At 46.4% G+C, this 17,882-nt stretch carries 12 protein-coding genes; 1 reads left to right on the top strand and 11 read right to left on the bottom strand.

What is annotated here, in order from left to right; translation table 11 throughout:
• Positions 1–19 precede the first annotated feature (19 nt).
• The 7 genes from J2Z65_RS27670 to cysD all read right to left on the bottom strand — a co-directional run bounded on the left by J2Z65_RS27670 (position 20) and on the right by cysD (position 12,010).
• Positions 20–1,594: a limonene hydroxylase gene (locus tag J2Z65_RS27670; protein WP_240160095.1), complete on the bottom strand. Its 1,575-nt coding sequence runs from the start codon at positions 1,592–1,594 to the stop codon at positions 20–22.
• A 60-nt stretch (positions 1,595–1,654) separates the two neighbouring features.
• Positions 1,655–3,154: a TROVE domain-containing protein gene (locus J2Z65_RS27665; protein ID WP_167068789.1), complete on the bottom strand. Its 1,500-nt coding sequence runs from the start codon at positions 3,152–3,154 to the stop codon at positions 1,655–1,657.
• A 620-nt stretch (positions 3,155–3,774) separates the two neighbouring features.
• On the bottom strand, positions 3,775–7,761 hold the full coding sequence (locus J2Z65_RS27660) for an S-layer homology domain-containing protein (RefSeq protein ID WP_167068792.1): 3,987 nt from the start codon (positions 7,759–7,761) through the stop codon (positions 3,775–3,777).
• A gap of 233 nt (positions 7,762–7,994) precedes the next feature.
• Positions 7,995–8,414, bottom strand: a complete 420-nt coding sequence (locus J2Z65_RS27655; protein WP_167068795.1) for a hypothetical protein — start codon at positions 8,412–8,414, stop codon at positions 7,995–7,997.
• Positions 8,401–9,270, bottom strand: a complete 870-nt coding sequence (locus tag J2Z65_RS27650; RefSeq protein ID WP_167068798.1) for an AAA family ATPase — start codon at positions 9,268–9,270, stop codon at positions 8,401–8,403. The genes J2Z65_RS27655 and J2Z65_RS27650 overlap by 14 nt, the downstream gene beginning before the upstream one ends.
• A gap of 180 nt (positions 9,271–9,450) precedes the next feature.
• On the bottom strand, positions 9,451–11,085 hold the full coding sequence (locus tag J2Z65_RS27645) for a GTP-binding protein (protein ID WP_167068801.1): 1,635 nt from the start codon (positions 11,083–11,085) through the stop codon (positions 9,451–9,453).
• A 1-nt stretch (position 11,086) separates the two neighbouring features.
• The gene (gene cysD, locus J2Z65_RS27640) at positions 11,087–12,010 is read right to left on the bottom strand and encodes a sulfate adenylyltransferase subunit CysD (RefSeq protein ID WP_167068804.1); all 924 of its coding nucleotides are present in this window, start codon (positions 12,008–12,010) and stop codon (positions 11,087–11,089) included.
• Between the two features lie 580 nt (positions 12,011–12,590).
• On the opposite strand from cysD, the gene J2Z65_RS27635 reads away from it, so the two are divergent.
• The gene (locus tag J2Z65_RS27635) at positions 12,591–13,763 is read left to right on the top strand and encodes a recombinase family protein (protein WP_167068807.1); all 1,173 of its coding nucleotides are present in this window, start codon (positions 12,591–12,593) and stop codon (positions 13,761–13,763) included.
• A 6-nt stretch (positions 13,764–13,769) separates the two neighbouring features.
• Here the strand turns inward: J2Z65_RS27635 and rlmD are convergent, their stop codons facing one another.
• The 4 genes from rlmD to J2Z65_RS27615 all read right to left on the bottom strand — a co-directional run bounded on the left by rlmD (position 13,770) and on the right by J2Z65_RS27615 (position 17,661).
• Complete coding sequence (rlmD, locus tag J2Z65_RS27630) at positions 13,770–15,437, bottom strand: 23S rRNA (uracil(1939)-C(5))-methyltransferase RlmD (protein ID WP_420850891.1); 1,668 nt, start codon at positions 15,435–15,437, stop codon at positions 13,770–13,772.
• A gap of 17 nt (positions 15,438–15,454) precedes the next feature.
• On the bottom strand, positions 15,455–16,438 hold the full coding sequence (locus tag J2Z65_RS27625) for a diacylglycerol kinase (protein ID WP_167068810.1): 984 nt from the start codon (positions 16,436–16,438) through the stop codon (positions 15,455–15,457).
• The gene (locus J2Z65_RS27620; protein ID WP_167068813.1) at positions 16,410–17,222 is read right to left on the bottom strand and encodes a sirohydrochlorin chelatase; all 813 of its coding nucleotides are present in this window, start codon (positions 17,220–17,222) and stop codon (positions 16,410–16,412) included. Before J2Z65_RS27620 ends, J2Z65_RS27625 begins: the two co-directional genes overlap by 29 nt.
• A gap of 148 nt (positions 17,223–17,370) precedes the next feature.
• On the bottom strand, positions 17,371–17,661 hold the full coding sequence (locus J2Z65_RS27615; RefSeq protein WP_079414635.1) for a YerC/YecD family TrpR-related protein: 291 nt from the start codon (positions 17,659–17,661) through the stop codon (positions 17,371–17,373).
• Positions 17,662–17,882: the final 221 nt, after the last annotated feature.

The following is a 17,882-nucleotide window of genomic DNA, read 5'->3' as shown; positions in this document are numbered from 1 at the left end:
ATGTTTACTTTCCCCGTGTTTAGAGCCCTTTGCCTTCCTGGAGCTTATGAACCCGTTCTTTGACCGAGTCGTCGGGTTCTATCTGCGATAAATGATTGACCGCTTCAATAAGCCGATCATCCCAGGAGGCAACAGGCCAACCCTCTAATGCCTTGATCGCCATATTCCGATTTCGGGTTACAGGACTATTCAGACCGGTCAGGATCAATTCTACACCAATCCCCTCATACTGATCCAAACTCTGCAAAATGGTATCCAAATTCCGATGTGCCGTATATTCTTGGCCAAACCCCATCTCATCACCGGGACCGGCAGCAATGTGCTGAAGAGGAAGATGTTCGGTGGCGAATTGAACCAATTGCCGGATACGGTTTGGATCGTTCGATTTCATGAGCTGAAAGAAATGAAAATCTTGCAGCGGATCTGCGGCAAGCTGTCCATACAGCGTATCCCAAATATCTACGCCAAGCTTATCCGCACATGCTGCACCATAGTAGCGATCCGACGGATCGCCGGTTCTAACAGCATCCATTACAATGCTTACCCATTTGGCTTCGGCCATCATCGATTCGCATGCATCCCTATTATCGGTTCTTAACTGCTCGGTCCATCCCTCCGACATCCGCCGGGACCAATTCTTCTCATCCTGAGCCAAGAAGTCGCGAATGCTCAATACAACCGACAAATGCTTAGCGGATGAGCCCATCTCCCGGGCTAGCCTCACGTAATCGGACACGACCTGCGGACCATACTCGTAATCGTCGATGTCCTCTGCCGGCCCGCCATTCAATAACGCTTCCATGATATCCGTCGCCCCATTAAACAATGCACTATTTACAGAATTGGCCGATAACGCCTCCCGCAAACCGCCATTCCTCACACAAATGCAAGCTAAGTATTCGTTCATGACGCTGTTTTGGCAGCCTTGGCGCAGCAGCCAGTCTTTGATCTCCTCAGTAGCCGGCTCGAGTCTCTCGACGAGATGGATTTTCCCCCACCCATGGACGTGCTTAGCTAGTTCAAATAGAACCTGGTTGCTGTCCTCCATTCCATTCCGAATCGCAACCGCGGCATATAACGTAAATTCATCGTGTCTCCCCAGTGTCAGAAGCAGTTCCTTCACTTGCTCGTTCTGAAAAAGGCCAAGCAGCGCAATTCCGAATTTAACGACATTGCGATGAGCCCCATTTTCGGCTAACCATCGTGCCTCTTGGAATAAGGCATCTGGTTGTATGCCCGGCTGTTTGCGCAACTCGTCTAAAATGGCGTCAATCTTGCTGCCGATATCCGTCTTCACAAGCTTAGCATACAGTGCCTTTCTAATTGAATTCTTCGGCTTTCTCGCTTGCTTCGCCAGCAGGTGGACCAACTCGCGTGTCTCATCTGTCATCTGACCTGGCCCCGCGTGGTGCCCGAAAGCTCCATCCAGGCCGCCCGCTACCCACCTCAACTTACTGCCGGACCAGAATTCTTCGTCATCCGGTAGGGATCCGCCTACGGATTCGCCCTGCTCCAGCATAAATGAATAAATGGAGGGCCTGCCTTCCCAAAGAGGCCGGACAGCTTTATTGAAGAAAATAAGCATTGTTTTCATCACCTTTTTCACATAATCCTTCAGGCCATGGATCAGCATCCACAATCTGTTCTCTATCTTTTAAAAGTCTAAACTTAATCCCTCTACCCGTTCCATCAACGAGGAATAGCCTTGTACAGACTGTGCGATGTAGGAGAGCACAGTATCGCTCCAACCATAAATGTAGAAGGTTTGAGGATCCTGTTCCGGTACCATCGCATGCCGGTACGGGGCAATATCAACAATAAATGCCTTCACGTCCCCGTTCACTTTCGAACGGTACAGTCTCAGTTGCTCATAGAAAGGACTGCCGCTGTTTTGCTGCTCATCCGTGATAATAATAATTTGGTCAACTTTCCTTCGCTCCTCGATCAGCTTCCGAACGGGCACCCCCGTATCCGTACCTCCACGGGCATGAATTTGCGCCGCCTGCGTTAAAATACTATCTTTACGAGAAGGCTTGGCATCTGTAACCTCTGTATCGAACAACCAGAACAACGAGCTGCCCTGCGTTTTTTTGTATAGAGCCAGAGCAAATACCGAACCGATCTCCAAGTATTGACCGTTCATCGAACCCGAGATATCAAGGAAAATCGCTGTCTTTTCTCCAAGTTCGGGGAGGTTAGCGAATGTAAGCTCGGCAGCTTCCCGCAAAGCATCCCGAAGCTCCGAATGATCCACCTGGCTGAAAGCACTCGCAAGGCGGAACGGCAGGATTTTGGCTTTCCTCAGCGCCTGTTCATCGGTTATTCGGTTTACAACATAGTCCAGGTTGCGTTTCTCCTCCAACACTCCGGCCCTCTGCAAAGCATTCATATGCCGAAGCAGCGCAAATGTCGGCATTTGGTAAAGCAGCGCTTCCCAAACAGCTTTGGACGGCTTGATTACACCGGTAACTGTTTCATATGGAAGCCTGCCTCGTTCAATCCACTCGATCTGATCCTCCTCGTTTGTTGCGAGCTTCAGATTTTCCAGAGCCTCGACTTGGGGAAGCAAAGTAAGGTTTGCTTCCAATCCCCGCAAATATCGGAACAAAGCCTGCTGCTTGACATCTTCCGGTTTAGGATGGGCAGTTGCAATGGCATCACCTAAACTGTATCCGCGTCCACGGCCGTTATATTTAATGGCCCAATACTCGGACACTCCGTATAAGAAGCGATTGACCTGCCGCTTGACGGCACGGCCTCCCTCCCCGCGTCCCAGCCCCTGCAATATCGTTAGAAAGTCAGACAAATCGGAAGGAAACCGCACCACCTGCAGGAAGATCCTCGCAAACAAATCCTGACGATAAATGGAGAGGATCGCCAAGCCGAACAATGGCTGCAGCCTCATAAAACCCTCGTTCCGAGCAAACACAATTGCCTTAGCCATGAAATTGGGATTGCTGTCCGCTATCTCATGATGGATCTGCTCCGCATCAGCAAGCAGTTCATTGCGATCTGCATAGAAGGTGTTGCTCATCGTATTGGTCAGAAGTGTCTGCAAGTACTGCTCCTCCAGAGATCTTGTAAATGCCGGGTAATGCTCTTTATTGAATGTATTCGGTCTAAGTGAGCCGAACAGTTTTTTAGCAATACTCATGATTGATTCCCCTCCTAAACGTTTTTGAAGAATCACCGGTGAGGAAGAGGCTGGATAGGTTTGCTGCAGGAGTCGAACCTGCCGTATTGCCCGGGTAACCATTGCTCGATTAAGCTCGAAGTAACCCATCCCGGCGCCTCACCGGCTGATTAAAATATTTCTTAACGAAGCGAGGAAATAAGTTGAAAAGGCCGTTAGTGTCCGACAGACACCATCAATACTTATCCCTAATAAGTCGAAGGAACCCTTTCTGGCGCCTCGCTTCGCTAATCACTTGTTAAAGACCACCCGAGGAATTTGGTCGGAAAGGTACATGCTGCTCTACCAACTGAGCTATTCCTCCATTGGGAGAAAGTTGGACTCGAACCAACGACAAGCCGATTAAAAGTCGAAGTAACCCTTCCATGCGCCTCAATGATCTAGTCAGCCGCCACATTACTGCATCGGCCTTCTGTACCTATCTTCGCTTATTTCTGAGATAACGAACATGGCGAAAGTATTACGACTCCTCATAAATTTTTCCATTTCGTTCAAATTCATGTCCTGATATCTGCCTCCGATCCAAAGGAGGATGCAAAAAAATCCCTCCATCACTATGATGAAGGGATCTATTATAAGACTTACTTGACTTCAGCGAGCTTCCCAAGCATACGTACCATAACGGCAGCCACTTGTGCCCTTGTGCTTTGTTCCATTGGTGCGAAGTGGGATTCATCCACACCGTTCAGCAGTCCGAGAGCCGTAGCTGCGCTCACATATGGCTTAGCCCAATCGCTTATGTTAATGGCGTCAACATAACTAGCTGCTTGTGCCGGTGCGACATCGCTCAACATTTTACCGGTTGCGTTCAAATAGGCATTTACCACCATAACCGCTAGCTGCTCACGAGTTACGTTTGCGTTCGGTGCAAAGGAGTTGTCGCTAACCCCACTTACGATTTGGGCATTGTAAGCTGCGTACACGGCATCCTTGTACCAAGCATCGGATGCAACGTCATCGAAGGTTTTGGACATGTTCGGGTCCTGAAGTTTCATTGCCTTCGTAAGAATCGTAACTAATTGCGCTCTGTTCATCTCAAGATTCGGTTGGAAGACTTGATCGCTCATGCCATCAATAATCTGCTTGCTTACAAGCTCCTCAATGTCCTTTTGTGCCCAATGTCCTTGAATATCATCAAATGTTTTTACATCGGTTGAGGAGGTTGGCGCACTTCCTGTTTTCTCTAGGACGGCGTACTTGGAGAAGTGTGGCACATTAGCAGTAATAGTCCCATCACCATTCACCATCCCTCCCATGGAAGTCCACGTGTTCGTTGTCTCGTCTAACCAGTAAACACCTAGATTACTCGTCTCCTTCACTTTGGAAGGGTCATAATGGAATGTGGCTTCAATCGGTGTATTAAAGCTTATAATTTTCGAATCCTTCTCAGCCAACGTGAAATCCAGTACTGAAGATACAGCAGTAAAATTGCTCAATTCTGGTGCTGCTTCAGACGAAACTTTGAACTTCATCATGTTGTTTTCGTTTGCTACAGGTATAGCATTAATAGGAAATTTGAGCTGAACTTCGTTCGCTTTTATAACAATTGCTTTCCCCTTCAATGCCGCTTTATTCACAATGTCGCCATCAAAACTAACTGTAGTGATATCAAGATGTTGTTTAGCTGTAGCATCCAATACAAGTTCCTTCGCATCAGTGCTAAGGGCGATTAGCATGTCAACGTGGCCTGGCTGCACTTCGTACGTCATTTTACCATTAGGATCAGTATACGGCCGACTTGTGCTGCCACCGCCTCCGCCGCCTCCGGCTCCGCCACCACCGATACCACCAACACCATTATTATCATTCGTAAGCGGTGGTACAACAACTAATGTCCCCGTGCTCTCACCCCTATTGGAGGTTTGTCGAGTTATAAAAAGCTTGTCTCCTGGATTTCCAAGATTTCCAATGGTAATTGTAATGGAACTCTGGCTCTGTGCAACGATCCCGCCCCCTATAATAGCGGTTTGTCCCTCATTGTATACACGAATAATATCACCAGGCGCAAGGTTGTTCACGACAATATTGTCCGCTTGTACCATGTATTTATGAACGGTAATGGATGATGACGGGATAGCCGGCGTTCGTTTATCCTCTAATAGTTTTCTGATATAAAACGGGGATGCAAAATTATCATTTTCAATGAAAAGGCCGATTCCAAATGCAACCGTCGGCACATCCGTCTCTGGAATAGTAATGGAGTACTCCCTTTGTCCGCCATTCACAACGGTTATCTTATCTCCAACGAGACCTTGTTCACTTATAAAATACAAATTATAACGAGCATCTAGTAATTCAGCAGTTCCCGGCTTCCATTTAACTAAACCAGCAAACTTGTTCGGGTCCGGATTCATATCCGCCACTGACAAGTCTACAGGCAAATAGTTGGGTGCATCATAGATTGGAACCGAAAGGTGGGCGTCCAACATACGCTCAAGGCCATTATTAAAAGAAACGACCGGGTACAGCCCAATGCTAACTGCACCACTTGGAAGGTTTGAATATGGTATCTCGTATACGAAGCGTGAATCAGTCGATATTTCCATATTCTTATTTAATCCTATCTGCTGAAGCCTATTGCCATTTTGATCAAGATAATACGCTGAATACCTCTTAATGCCATCCTGATCGGTCGGCGCATCAAAGGTCAAATACCCCTTTATGCGGCCAGGTGTCAAATCTTCATCTAAGAAAGCAGCATTAGAGGGCAGGCGAGTCTCACTCATTACCCTCTGCATCTCTTCAACGCTATTAAATTTATATAAACGTTTGTCAGTTGATACGATAATGCTATGATCTGCGCCAACATATGCGCGTGTGATGAACGTTAACAAATCATAGATTTTTGTAAAACTGTCTCTGTCGTAGATGGCACCACTACTGAACACATAACCGCCATGGGCGTAAATAATGTATTCCGGATATGTCCCGTATACGGTGGAAATTACAGTTGCATCGTACCTGCGAGTGCCAAAGTACAGATCGTTTTCGTCTAGAAGAAGATTGTAGTTGTTTGAAAGGTTATCTAACTTTTTGCTTTCAAGAAACTTGAAATTTTGACTATCAAATTTACTCATGGCGAAACTATCCGCGCCATAGAGAATGTTCTTCTTGAGGTCTAACGTGTAGTTACTATAGGAATTAATTCCTGTACTTTTTTCATAAACTGTGTCCGTAACAGTAGTGTAGACAGAAGAGGTCACGCTAAGGCTGCCAGTAATTAATCCCCCATTATACAATATCCGATTATTGTTATCCGGATAAACATGAAGCGGAAAGTTCTTCGTAGTGATTTCCGCAATGTCAGCTTCTGTGGGGATACCGTCGCCTAAATCTACTACCTTAATGTGGTTTTCACCTTTAAAAATGACGTAAGCCATATGATTTAGAACTTTAATTTCACTAGGGTTAGAACCAATATACATCTTCTTGACTGCACTCATATCGTTCTTGCGAATAATGACCAACTCGTTGGTACTTGCCGTAATGGCATAGATATAAGGAGAATTGTCTGTGGTAGTCCAATCCGTAATCGCTTGATTGCTTCTGATCGAATTGGAATCCGTTGTAAAGTTAGCGGTAATCCTCGGTGGTATAGTAAGATCGATTCGAGTAATTTTATTTGCATCCGTAAACCAATTCTCAATGCCTGCAAGATAGGCATGACCTTTCGAGTCAAGCAAAGCAAACCTTTTATTGGAAGGGAAGAGAACCAACGGCGTATAAGTATTTTTATCATATACCCCTTGCGTTGTGAGTACATAAGCGTCCGTTACACCCAATATGACCGATTCGAGATAGGTGTAGTCGTCATTCGTTCTAGAGTAGGTTCCTGTGGTCTCCAGCAGGTTCGCCTTATTCATTTGATGTCCACCAAAATATACCGATTGATCATCAATAAAAACATGTTTAAGTGATAAAGCAAATCCTCCAAACTCCATTCTATCATCTAAGCCCTCGCTTAGCTTTGCTCCGGTATCAGCATTAATAGCCATTATACCGCCATAAGATGATACATTGCCTGCATAAAGTGTGTTCGTTGATTCATCAAACGATAGAGCTAAATCATTAGATATAAAATTACTAAATAATAAGCTGCTTGTACGAGCACCCTTGTTATACTTGTAGATCTTCCCGTCCCTACTCCCGTAAAAAAGATAGTTAGAAGAAGCTGCTACTGAGTAAGGAGTGGCGCTAGTAGTAATCGTATCCGAAATTTGCTGAGTTGTAAGATTAACCGTCTTGATCATAGTCGCTCCAGAAAGCGCAATCTGCAGAAACTGCCCATCCCGCGCAAGAGAATAAGGGTTTGAACCAACATTAAGCGTTTTTTCAATTTTCAAATCGCTAAGTCGAATAAAATAAAGATTATTCGCCGTGCTAGAGATTGCATATATATACCCCGCGTTTTCATCCAAAATCCAGTCTGTCAAATCATTCGGAAGAGAAAGCTCCAGAGCCGCCGTTGGTGAGTCCGCGCTGGCTACCGGGGCAGCAATCCCCCATGAGTTAAACAACATTAATAACAATAATACGAATAGAGTCCATTTCTTTCTTCTAAGTTTCATGAAACGATGTCCCTTCTATATTTGGTTTTTCTACTAAATTGAATCATACTATAGCATCCCAGTATTTTCCATGGTAATTTTACGGCATTCGACATCTTGACAAAAGATTAATAAATAGAATGGATTCTACGACACACGCAATTATTACTATAATTAACTTTCACAAAACTTCTATTTAGTTCTATTGCTCAAATAAACCCCACCCGCTAGAGGATGGGGTATTAAATATTCCATTACTTTACAAAAGCCTTCCCCTTCGCCATTTGCTTCGCAACTGCCTCGAGCATATAAGCAATGATTTTGTGCTTCGTTTTCCATTTGCGTACCTTTCTGACCGGATCCAAACCATTCGCCAATACAATTTCGATTAAAAATCCAACTTCGTATGTATTCAAAAGTTCTCGTAAAGCCTCTGCCCCATCTTTGGAAAATATATCATATATGTCGGGTAATGGACTTTTGCCTGCAGGCGTGTACGGAAGCTCGCTTGCGGTGCTTGGCTTCTTACTTTTTGAACCCTTATTAGCGGCACCCCAGATCGTCCCCTCCAAAAGCCACCGCGCAAACTCCTCATCCTGCTCAATACGTTCAGCAATCTTGACGAGCATAGAAGCTAACTGCTTCCTCAACGCAGCATCGTTAGATTTGGACATACGTAAGAAGCTCCTCCGTTAAGCTTTGAAAGGATCCATACAAATTTTCAGTCGAATTGCCGTACTTCTGTTTGAGAGTGTTTATCCCGTTTACATCGTAGTAAGTCGCGTCTGCGGCCTTAGAAGCTAAAGGTACTCTGGTTTCAAAAAGCCGTGGCAGTTCGCCACTTTGAACTTTTGCTGCTAATCGGTCAAGCGTGTTGTTATGCCTGTTCACTGATGAGCGGTACAATGAGGCAACTACGCCTAGTAGCTTGACTTCTCCGCCCTCTTTTTTGCGGTTAAAATTTTTCACACTGGAGATAATTTGCGGGATGCCGTACGTGGATAAGTGGTCGGGAATAGTCGGAATGAGGTACCAATGGCTGATGTTCAGGCCGTTTTGCGTCACGATACCGAGATTCGGCGGACAATCGATCAGCACATAATCATAATCGTCTAGGTGACTTTTTACTGCATTTTTCAATACATCATAAGGACGAATGAGTGCTGTCTGCCAGATGTTAATGAGTCGATCCTGAATCTTAACAAAATCCAGACTGGACGGCAGCACATGCAGGTTCTCCAACCCACCCCGCAGATTAGATGCTTTACGAACAATACTCTTCTCCATTTCAAAAGTGTACGTATCATCAATGTGATCCTTAAATAGCGCGTGCAGCGTCTGGCTGTTTTGATTTCTTTTCGCCCACTCCTCCTCCCCGATCAAAGCCACTGTCGAATTCGTCTGAGGATCCAGATCGATAACCAGAACGCGCTTCTGATGCTCTACCGCCAGGAATTCCGCAACAGCGACGGTGATTGTTGTTTTGCCAACTCCACCTTTGAGATTGATGATGCTGATCACTTGGGTCACGGGCATTTCCCCTCTCAACGAATGATGCCATGCCCTTATATGTATTTAGGTGAGGATTGTCTTGATGACTAGTATAGATTTCGAGGGATAACTTGTTGAAGAAAAAATGAAAGAGCGACTACGGAGATCTCCGCGGTCGCTCTTTTTTATTCGTTACTATTGAATTATGAACAATGTTTTCTACGAATTAATCAAATACCTCATAACCCGCTTCACAACACTGGCAGCCTCTTCAGTCGAATTCTTGCTTGTATCGACTTCCATCAACTCTTGACCAATGATATCTCGCACGATTGCTCTGTCATTGTCATTCTGATTCGCTACCAATGCAATAAGTCCCGCATCGTTCAACACTTTGGCAACTTCCGCCAATCGCCGCGTCGATTCTCCCTGGCCATTCTCGAGAAGCATGGTATGGTAGCCTGTCGATACCAAACGTTTCTCGATTTCCTTCGCAAGGGCTAAGTTATCCGAAACCGAACCGCTGAACCAGAGGGTCAAGGGCTTCTGTCCTTTTTGCTCAGCACGAACACTTCTGGTAACTTCCGTATCTAACCGTACAACGCTGTCGGAATTTTGAAGGGCTTGTTCGATCACTCCGCAAGCGGATGTCATATTGGTTACACGATCGATCAGAATAAAACCGCCAATGCTTTTATATTGTTCAAAAGAATCAAAAACGATGTCGTCCGATAATGAGAATTCACATTTTGCCACTTCATTTTTGACAATCTGATCGGCTGGAACCGTATTTCCAGTATTAATATCGATCTTATGCGTAATTGCCGTCACGGTACCGGGCAGGACTTTCGTTCCTACTTTGACCAAATAGTTTTTACCGGGGGTCAGTACGGAATCATCCATCCAAAGAATTGTAGCGGTAAACCGATCAGCCTCTTTGATTTCATTGTCTTTCGTGAACACACAGCCTCTTGAAACGTCGACTTCTCGATCCAATTGAATGGTTACGGGTTGTCCAGCATAGGCTGATTCCCTATCTTGGTCTGTCACTAAGATACGTTTGACTTTCGCTTTCTCGCGACTCGGCAAAGTCATCAACTCATCGCCGACCGCGATGCTCCCAGCCTCAATCTGACCTTGGAAACCGCGAAACGTATGGTCCGGTCGACATACACGCTGTATTGGCATCATAAAATGTTTCGTGTCATTGGTATCAAGAACATCCACATTTTCTAAATACGATAATAGAGCAAGGCCCTCGTACCAAGGAGTATGTTGTGATTTTTTGGTAATGTTATCCCCTTCTGTGGCAGAAACAGGGATCACTTGTATGCTTTGAAAGTTAAATTCAGCGGACGTTTGGGAGAAATCTTCTTTAATCTCATTAAATATCTTTTGATCAAAATGAACTAAATCCATTTTGTTCACAGCTAATACAAGATGTTTAATTCCCATAAGTGCGCAAATCCGGGTATGGCGTTTCGTTTGGGTAATCACGCCTTTGGTTGCGTCCACAAGAATGACGGCAAGATCCGCAAAGGACGCACCTACGGCCATGTTACGTGTATATTCTTCGTGCCCCGGCGTGTCCGCTACAATGAAAGAACGGTGATCCGTCGTAAAATACCGGTAGGCCACATCAATCGTTATCCCTTGTTCACGCTCTGCCAAGAGCCCGTCAAGAAGCAGCGAATAATCAATTTTGCCTCCGCGGCTGCCAAGTCTGCTGTCCAGTTCTAACGCTCTTTCCTGGTCGGCGAACAAAAGCTTCGCCTCATAAAGCATATGTCCAATTAAGGTGGATTTCCCGTCGTCTACACTTCCGCAAGTAATAAATTTAAGCAAACTTTTCATCTTAGAAATAACCCTCCCGTTTGCGTCTTTCCATACTTCCCGCCGCCTCTTGGTCAATAACACGAGTTGTCCGTTCGGATGAAACCGCACCAAGCGTTTCTTCGATAATGGCATCCAGCGTATCCGCCTCCGACTCGCCTCCGCCAGTAAGAGGATAGCAGCCTAACGTGCGGAATCGCATCTTCTTCATTTCAATTTTCTCATGAGGCTCCAGCTTCATGCGATCATCGTCCACCATTATGAGATGTCCGTCGCGTTCGATGACAGGTCTTTCTTGGGCAAAATAGAGCGGCACAATATCGATGTTTTCTCTGCGAATATATTGCCAGATATCTTTTTCCGTCCAGTTGGATATTGGGAAGACGCGGATGCTCTCACCTTTATTGATTCTTGTGTTAAAGAGCTTCCACATTTCCGGCCGTTGGTTTTTCGGATCCCAAGCATGATTCTTATTCCGGAACGAGAAAATCCGCTCTTTCGCGCGCGACTTCTCCTCATCACGTCTTCCGCCACCGAATGCAGCCGTAAATCCGTATTTGTCCAATCCCTGTTTCAGGGATTGGGTTTTCATAATGTCCGTATACGCGGAACCGTGATCGAAAGGGTTAATCCCTTGTTTAATTCCTTCTTGATTGGAGTGAACAATCATCTCGATCCCAAATTCTTTCGCTTTGCGGTCGCGGAATTCAATCATTTCTTTAAACTTCCACGTTGTATCAATATGCATGAAAGGAAACGGCGGCTTCTCGGGATAAAAAGCCTTCAGCGCCAAATGCAGCATCACGGAGCTATCCTTCCCGATCGAGTACAGCATCACGGGATTTTCACACTCCGCCGCTACTTCTCGGATAATATAAATCGCTTCAGCCTCGAGTTGATCCAGATGCGTCATTTCTTGTATGGAATCAAGCATCAGTTTTTGCATGGAAAGGTGCCTCCTTTTAATTCTTACTAAATCTATCGGTATTTTCTTATATACTATCAGATTCTAGCTTTTATGCAAAGTGGAAGAAAGTGAAAATATCTAAATTTCTATTATATTTCTCGAATATTGTCGTAGTTTTTGCGAGATCGTCGCTTTCTTGAGCAAAGTAGTGATTGTATAGCATTAAATTCACTTTATCACGACTGTATGGATAGGGTTCATAAAGCATGGGGAGTCGAGCCGCTGTTTCATTTTATCAAGCGAATATTAGTTATTTTGCTCGTAATGAATTAAAGTTTCCTCACAATACATATTATTTCTTATCGTTAAACTTCATGCTTTCCAGTAAACTTTGAAAATCCTGAATCGAGCTTTTATATGTAACTTCATAGGAAGAATTTCGAACGCTATAAAATTGCGACCCAGACTTGAATATAATTAACGTATCAATTCTTTTGTCCCAATCCTGTCTATTTACATAAGTTAATTGTAAAGCGTCGAATCCAAACAATTTCACTTGCTTTTCATCGATGATATCCTCTTTTGAGATAGCTCCCTTTTGCTTAGCACGGTCCAAGTATTGAATCAAATTCATGTCCTTCGTCGGCGCATTCCTGGTCAGTGCTGCGAGGGTATTTCCAAACGGGTAAAGTTCGGGAGACGTGAAAAAGCGAAAAAGGGGAAGTTTAACGGTTCCCTCCCGCCCTTCGGCTATACGAAAGATGGCAACACTCTGGAACTGCACCCTGAATATTCCCCAGTGGTGGTAGACATATTCCGTCTTTACTTGTATGAGAATTGGGGACTCTACAAGATTTCCCGCCACCTAATCGACGCAAAAATACCAACCCCTAGAACAGTGGTTGGGGCCAAGAATGCAGGTGAACTTTGGCAGCAAAGTATAATAAAGCTTATCTTAACGAATCCAGTATATACGGGTAACATGATTCAAAATCGAAGTGAGACGGTAAGTATCCGAACAAGGCAGCGAAAGAAAATTCCTTTGGAGGACCGAACAGCGGTTTATGACACTCACCCTGCTCTTATTTCAATGGAGGAGTTCGAGGAAGTTCAAAACAAGCTGACGAAGAAGGGTAAGCAGAGAAGCAATGGTCGGGAAAGTCTCTTTGCCCATATTGCAGTCTGTGCCGATTGTGGGATGGGTATGCACTTCAAAAAGGATAGAGGTGGATATACATGTGGACGATACGGAAAGTATGGAAAAAAGCACTGTAGTTCTCACTACATTAAGGCTGACGATCTGCTAACTAAGGTTAAGGACAATCTCAAATCACTGATATTGGGTAATGGGGTTAAAACTCGAAAGCTTGTTGATGTGCTGAAAAAGGAATCAGGACACGTTCCAGTTAATTACGAAAAGGAAATCAAACAGGTGGATAGCAAAATCGCCCAGCTTACAAGAAAGCAGAGCAAACTGCTTGATCTCCTGAATGATGGTGATCTTACTCAACAAGAGTGGCGAACTCATAACACTCTTGTTAGAGACGAGTTCACTCTGCTTACGAATCGCAAGTCAGAGTTACAGACATTAACTGAAAAGGAAGATGACTTAGACAGTGATTTCCAAGCTTTTGAAAAGCAAGTCAACAAGCTCCTTTCTCTCGATTTTGAAGATGAGAAGATCCTGAAACAGGTTATTAGTAAGCTAGTTCTAAAAGTTGATGTGTTTGATGATAGTCGTATTAAAATTCATTTCAACATTATTAATCCAACAGCAAAAAAGGGAGCGTAGGTTAACCTACTGCTCCTCCCATTTTAGCAACACTGTACACTCCACATGCACCGTATGCGGAAACATATCCACCGGCGTCACCTCCGCGACGCCGTAGCCCCCATCAACCAGCACGCGCAAGTCGCGAGCCAGTGTCGATGCGCTGCACGACACATAGACGACGCGGCGCGGCTGCAGCTCTAAGATCGTCGCGAGCAGCGCGGCGTCGCAGCCCTTGCGGGGCGGGTCCACCACGATCACGTCCGGGCGAATGCCCTGACGTGTCCACTCGGGGAGGACCACTTCCGCAGGGCCCGCTTCGAAATGCACGTTCGTCATGCCGTTCAACTCGGCATTCTTCCGTGCATCCGCGATCGCCTCTTCGACGATCTCAACGCCATAGACCTGTCCCGCGCGCTGCGCCAGGAACAGGGAGATCGTACCGATGCCGCAATAGGCATCGACGACGACTTCATCGCCGGTCAACCCGGCGTACTCCAAAGCCTTCCCGTACAAGACCTCCGTCTGGACGGGGTTCACTTGAAAAAAAGATCGCGCGGAAATTGCAAATTTCACATCGCCGATATAGTCATAGATGACTTCGCTGCCCCACAGGACGCGAGTCTCATCCCCAAAAATAACATTGGTCTGCTTCACATTAATGTTATGGCAAATGCTTTTCACCGCAGGCAGCGCCTCGCGAATGCCAGCCACCCACTCGTCCGCACGCGGAATCGTGCTGCCGTTGGTCACCAAGACGACCATGATCTCGCCCGTGCGGAAGCCCACTTTGACGACGACATGGCGCAGCAGTCCAGCATTACGCTCTTCATCATAAGCACGAATACCAAGCCGCGCGCCGATCTCTTTCACCCGAGCGACAACCTCGTCGTTGGCCTCGTGTTGGATCAGGCACTCCTCCATATCAATGATGCGATGGCTCCCCTGCGCATAAAATCCGCCAATGAGGCCGCCGCGCTCTTCCCCGAAAGGAACCTGTGCCTTGTTCCGGTACCGCCATGGATCGGACATCCCAAGTGTGGGATGGACAATAATGCCCTCAGATGTTTCGGACCGTACAGCCAACTTCCCAATCCGCTGCAAATTATCCACAACCTGCTGCCGCTTCACACGAAGCTGCGCCTCATAACTGAGGTGCTGCAGCTGGCAGCCGCCGCATTCCTCATAAATGCCGCAATCCGGCATCACACGCTCTGCACTCTCTTCAACCAAACGAAGCAGCCGTGCATACCCATACTGCTTCTTCACATGCTCCACCCGCACGAGCGCACGCTCACCTGGCAGCGCACCAGCAACAAAAAGGGTAAAGCCGTTCACACGGCCTACCCCTTCCCCATCATGGCTAATCCCAATGATTTCAGCCTCGTATTGCTCTCCGATCTGCACCGGCAGATCAGCCATCCAGGCCGGCGCCGCTTTAGGCGCAGAATTCCTTGCTCTTCGATCCGCAGAATTACCTGCTCTATGTTCCGCGGAATTCCTTGCTCCTCGATCCACAGAATTACCTGCTCTAAGTTCTGCAGGATTTCCTGCTCTTCTGTCCGCAGATTTCCCTGCACGGTTTGACTTCGCAGTCCTTCTATCTTTACCTGACATTGAGCCAGATTTGTCTTTTACGCTCATAGTACCCTCACTTATCTCTTCTTTCCCTGTATTGCCTATATTCCCCGCCATTATTCCCTATGCGGTTACTACTGCCACTCTTGCTCCTCGTCCCCTTGCCGCTCCTTCAAATGAAACGGCGTCGTCAACGTCTCAATCAGCTTCTTTTTATAAATCGACTGACCGGACTGATCGACGATGATCTGGAGATGACTCTTCAAATTCGTCATGACACAAGGCAGCGTACCCCCGAATTCCCCATCCAAGTTCAACTGGACGTAGTCCGGCGAATTAATCTCGATATGATTTGTCTGAAAATATATCAGATTCGGGTCACTTAGATGCTCCCCGCGCAACGCGAGTGTGACTACTCTTATGAACTCCGCAAGGTTACACTTGCGCAGAATCAGGACATCGAACAACCCATCGTTCATGCTCGCTTCCGGAGCCAGCTTCTCGAAGCCGCCGACGGAGTTGGAGTTGCCGACGAGGAACATCATGACTTCATCGTGGAATTCCATATCGCCTGCTTTGACGTACAGCTCGATAGGCTTCAGCCTAGGCAGCTTTTCGAGTCCCTTCATATAATAGGCCAATTGGCCGATCATGGTTTTGAGCTTGCTCGGGACTTCGTACGTCAGCTCGGTCATCGAGCCGCCGCCGGCGATATTAATGAAGTAGCGGTTGTTGATTTTGCCTACATCAATGTCGGTTGTGTATTGTTGGATGATCAGGTCGCAGGCCTGCTCCAGATTTTTGGGGATGCCCAGCGCACGGGCAAAATCGTTGGTCGTCCCCAGCGGCAGAATGCCCAGTGGAGGACGTCCCGCTCTTTCGGCCATGCCGTTCACGACTTCGCACAAGGTGCCGTCTCCGCCTGCGGCGATAATGAGATCAAAGCCACGTTTCACGGCCTCAGCCGCAGCAAGTGTGGCATCCCCTTCGCCGATTGTCGCGTGAGCGGATGTTTCGAAGCCGCCGCGCTCTAGGCGCTGAAGGATTTCCGGCAGGCGCTTTTTCATTTCTTCCCTACCGGAAGTCGGATTATAGATCAGTCTTGCTCTTTTGACCATTATGTCTCATCACCTGTTCACCGTCTAGAATTGCGGAAGCGATCTGCTTCTCCATCCATTTGGAAATTAGCGGACTTGGCAGCAGCGCCCGTCCATTGTATTTATATGCAAATCCCTCCAAACGGGAAGGGATCACTTGACTAGTAAAATAACCTTCACTCAAAAAAAGTGGAGCCACAATAACCGTATGACCAGGCTTCTTAAGCGTCCATGCTGTCATTTGGGCATGCACTTGATCCGGCAAAAGCATCGCGACATCCGCCTCCGCATAGCCACCTAATGCTTTCAAACGTGCAGCAAGCTGCTCCAGTCCATGGAGCCATTTCTCATGAAAGCCCTTTTCTACACTGCCATGCCCGATGAGCAGGAGTATTTCCTTGCCCCCCGCAGTGGACAGCTCTTTGATTTTCGCATAAATTATTTCAGCAATGACAGGGTCGTCATCAATCGGCGATGTAAAATGAATGCGCGCCTTGATATCGAAGGGCTCCATATCCGTCTCCAGAAGCGGCTGCGGGATGACCCCTAAGGCGTAGCTGATTTCATCAATATGCGTACTCCCAGAGGACACGAACAAGGGGACGACGATGATGTCGGTCACACCCTGCGCCTCTAAGCTATAAATACCGTCTTGAATTAACCGGCCTTCCACCAGCTCCAGATAGGAGGCATATATAGGAACATCTGGCGACGTGCTAACCGCAGATACGGCCTCATCGACCAGCTCCACCCAGCCTTTATCCCTAGATCCATGGCTTATGACCAGGACACCAACCTTACTCATTATGTTTTCCCCACCCGTTCTAACCATGCCTACAACCCTATGCTAACGAATGTGTTCTCACATGTCAATTGAGCCTTCAATAAACACGAAAAATCCCGCATTACGCATCGTAATGCAGGATCATTGAACTCTTTTAGAACACAAATAATTAACGGCCTAAACGATCTAATGTCAGCACATAGCCATCATTTCCATAATTCAAGCAGCGCTTAACTCTGGAAATCGTAGCTGTAGATGCGCCAGTTTCCGCTTCGATCTGATTGTACGTGCAGCCCTTGCGCAGCATGCGGGCAACTTCCAGACGCTGGGAAAGCGATTGAATTTCATTCACGGTGCACAAGTCGTCGAAAAAAACGTAGCACTCCTCTATATCCTTAAGGGTCAGTATGGCCTCAAAAAGTTGGTCTATAGCTTTATCATTTAATTTTTTTAATTGCATACGTTATCAACTCCTGGTAGAAAGGCATGTTAGCTTATCATAGTAAGCTCCAGAGTATCATTCGACACGGCGAGTTTAAATCCTGCCTTTAGGATTGCGAAACGTTAAAATTTCTATGCGTTAATGAGCTGAATTGTGACAAATATCTAGGACCCGTGACATTCGTCCATACCAACGATAGGCAAGTGACATATCCTGTAGGAGACAAATCTGATAAAAAG

The sequence above is a fragment of the Paenibacillus aceris genome, from assembly GCF_017874035.1.
Classification (GTDB): Bacteria; Bacillota; Bacilli; order Paenibacillales; family NBRC-103111; genus Paenibacillus_E; species Paenibacillus_E aceris.
This window is presented reverse-complemented; position numbering and strand designations above follow the sequence as displayed.

Bases quoted from the DNA above. Each gene is read 5' to 3' on its own strand.
- J2Z65_RS27620 (WP_167068813.1), bottom strand. From the start codon at position 17,222: ATGAGTAAGGTTGGTGTCCTGGTCATAAGCCATGGATCTAGGGATAAA.
- rlmD (WP_420850891.1), bottom strand. From the start codon at position 15,437: ATGGCGGGGAATATAGGCAATACAGGGAAAGAAGAGATAAGTGAGGGT.
- J2Z65_RS27670 (WP_240160095.1), bottom strand. From the start codon at position 1,594: ATGAAAACAATGCTTATTTTCTTCAATAAAGCTGTCCGGCCTCTTTGG.
- J2Z65_RS27615 (WP_079414635.1), bottom strand. From the start codon at position 17,661: ATGCAATTAAAAAAATTAAATGATAAAGCTATAGACCAACTTTTTGAG.
- J2Z65_RS27625 (WP_167068810.1), bottom strand. From the start codon at position 16,438: ATGGTCAAAAGAGCAAGACTGATCTATAATCCGACTTCCGGTAGGGAA.
- cysD (WP_167068804.1), bottom strand. From the start codon at position 12,010: ATGCAAAAACTGATGCTTGATTCCATACAAGAAATGACGCATCTGGAT.
- J2Z65_RS27645 (WP_167068801.1), bottom strand. From the start codon at position 11,085: ATGAAAAGTTTGCTTAAATTTATTACTTGCGGAAGTGTAGACGACGGG.
- J2Z65_RS27655 (WP_167068795.1), bottom strand. From the start codon at position 8,414: ATGTCCAAATCTAACGATGCTGCGTTGAGGAAGCAGTTAGCTTCTATG.
- J2Z65_RS27660 (WP_167068792.1), bottom strand. From the start codon at position 7,761: ATGAAACTTAGAAGAAAGAAATGGACTCTATTCGTATTATTGTTATTA.
- J2Z65_RS27665 (WP_167068789.1), bottom strand. From the start codon at position 3,154: ATGAGTATTGCTAAAAAACTGTTCGGCTCACTTAGACCGAATACATTC.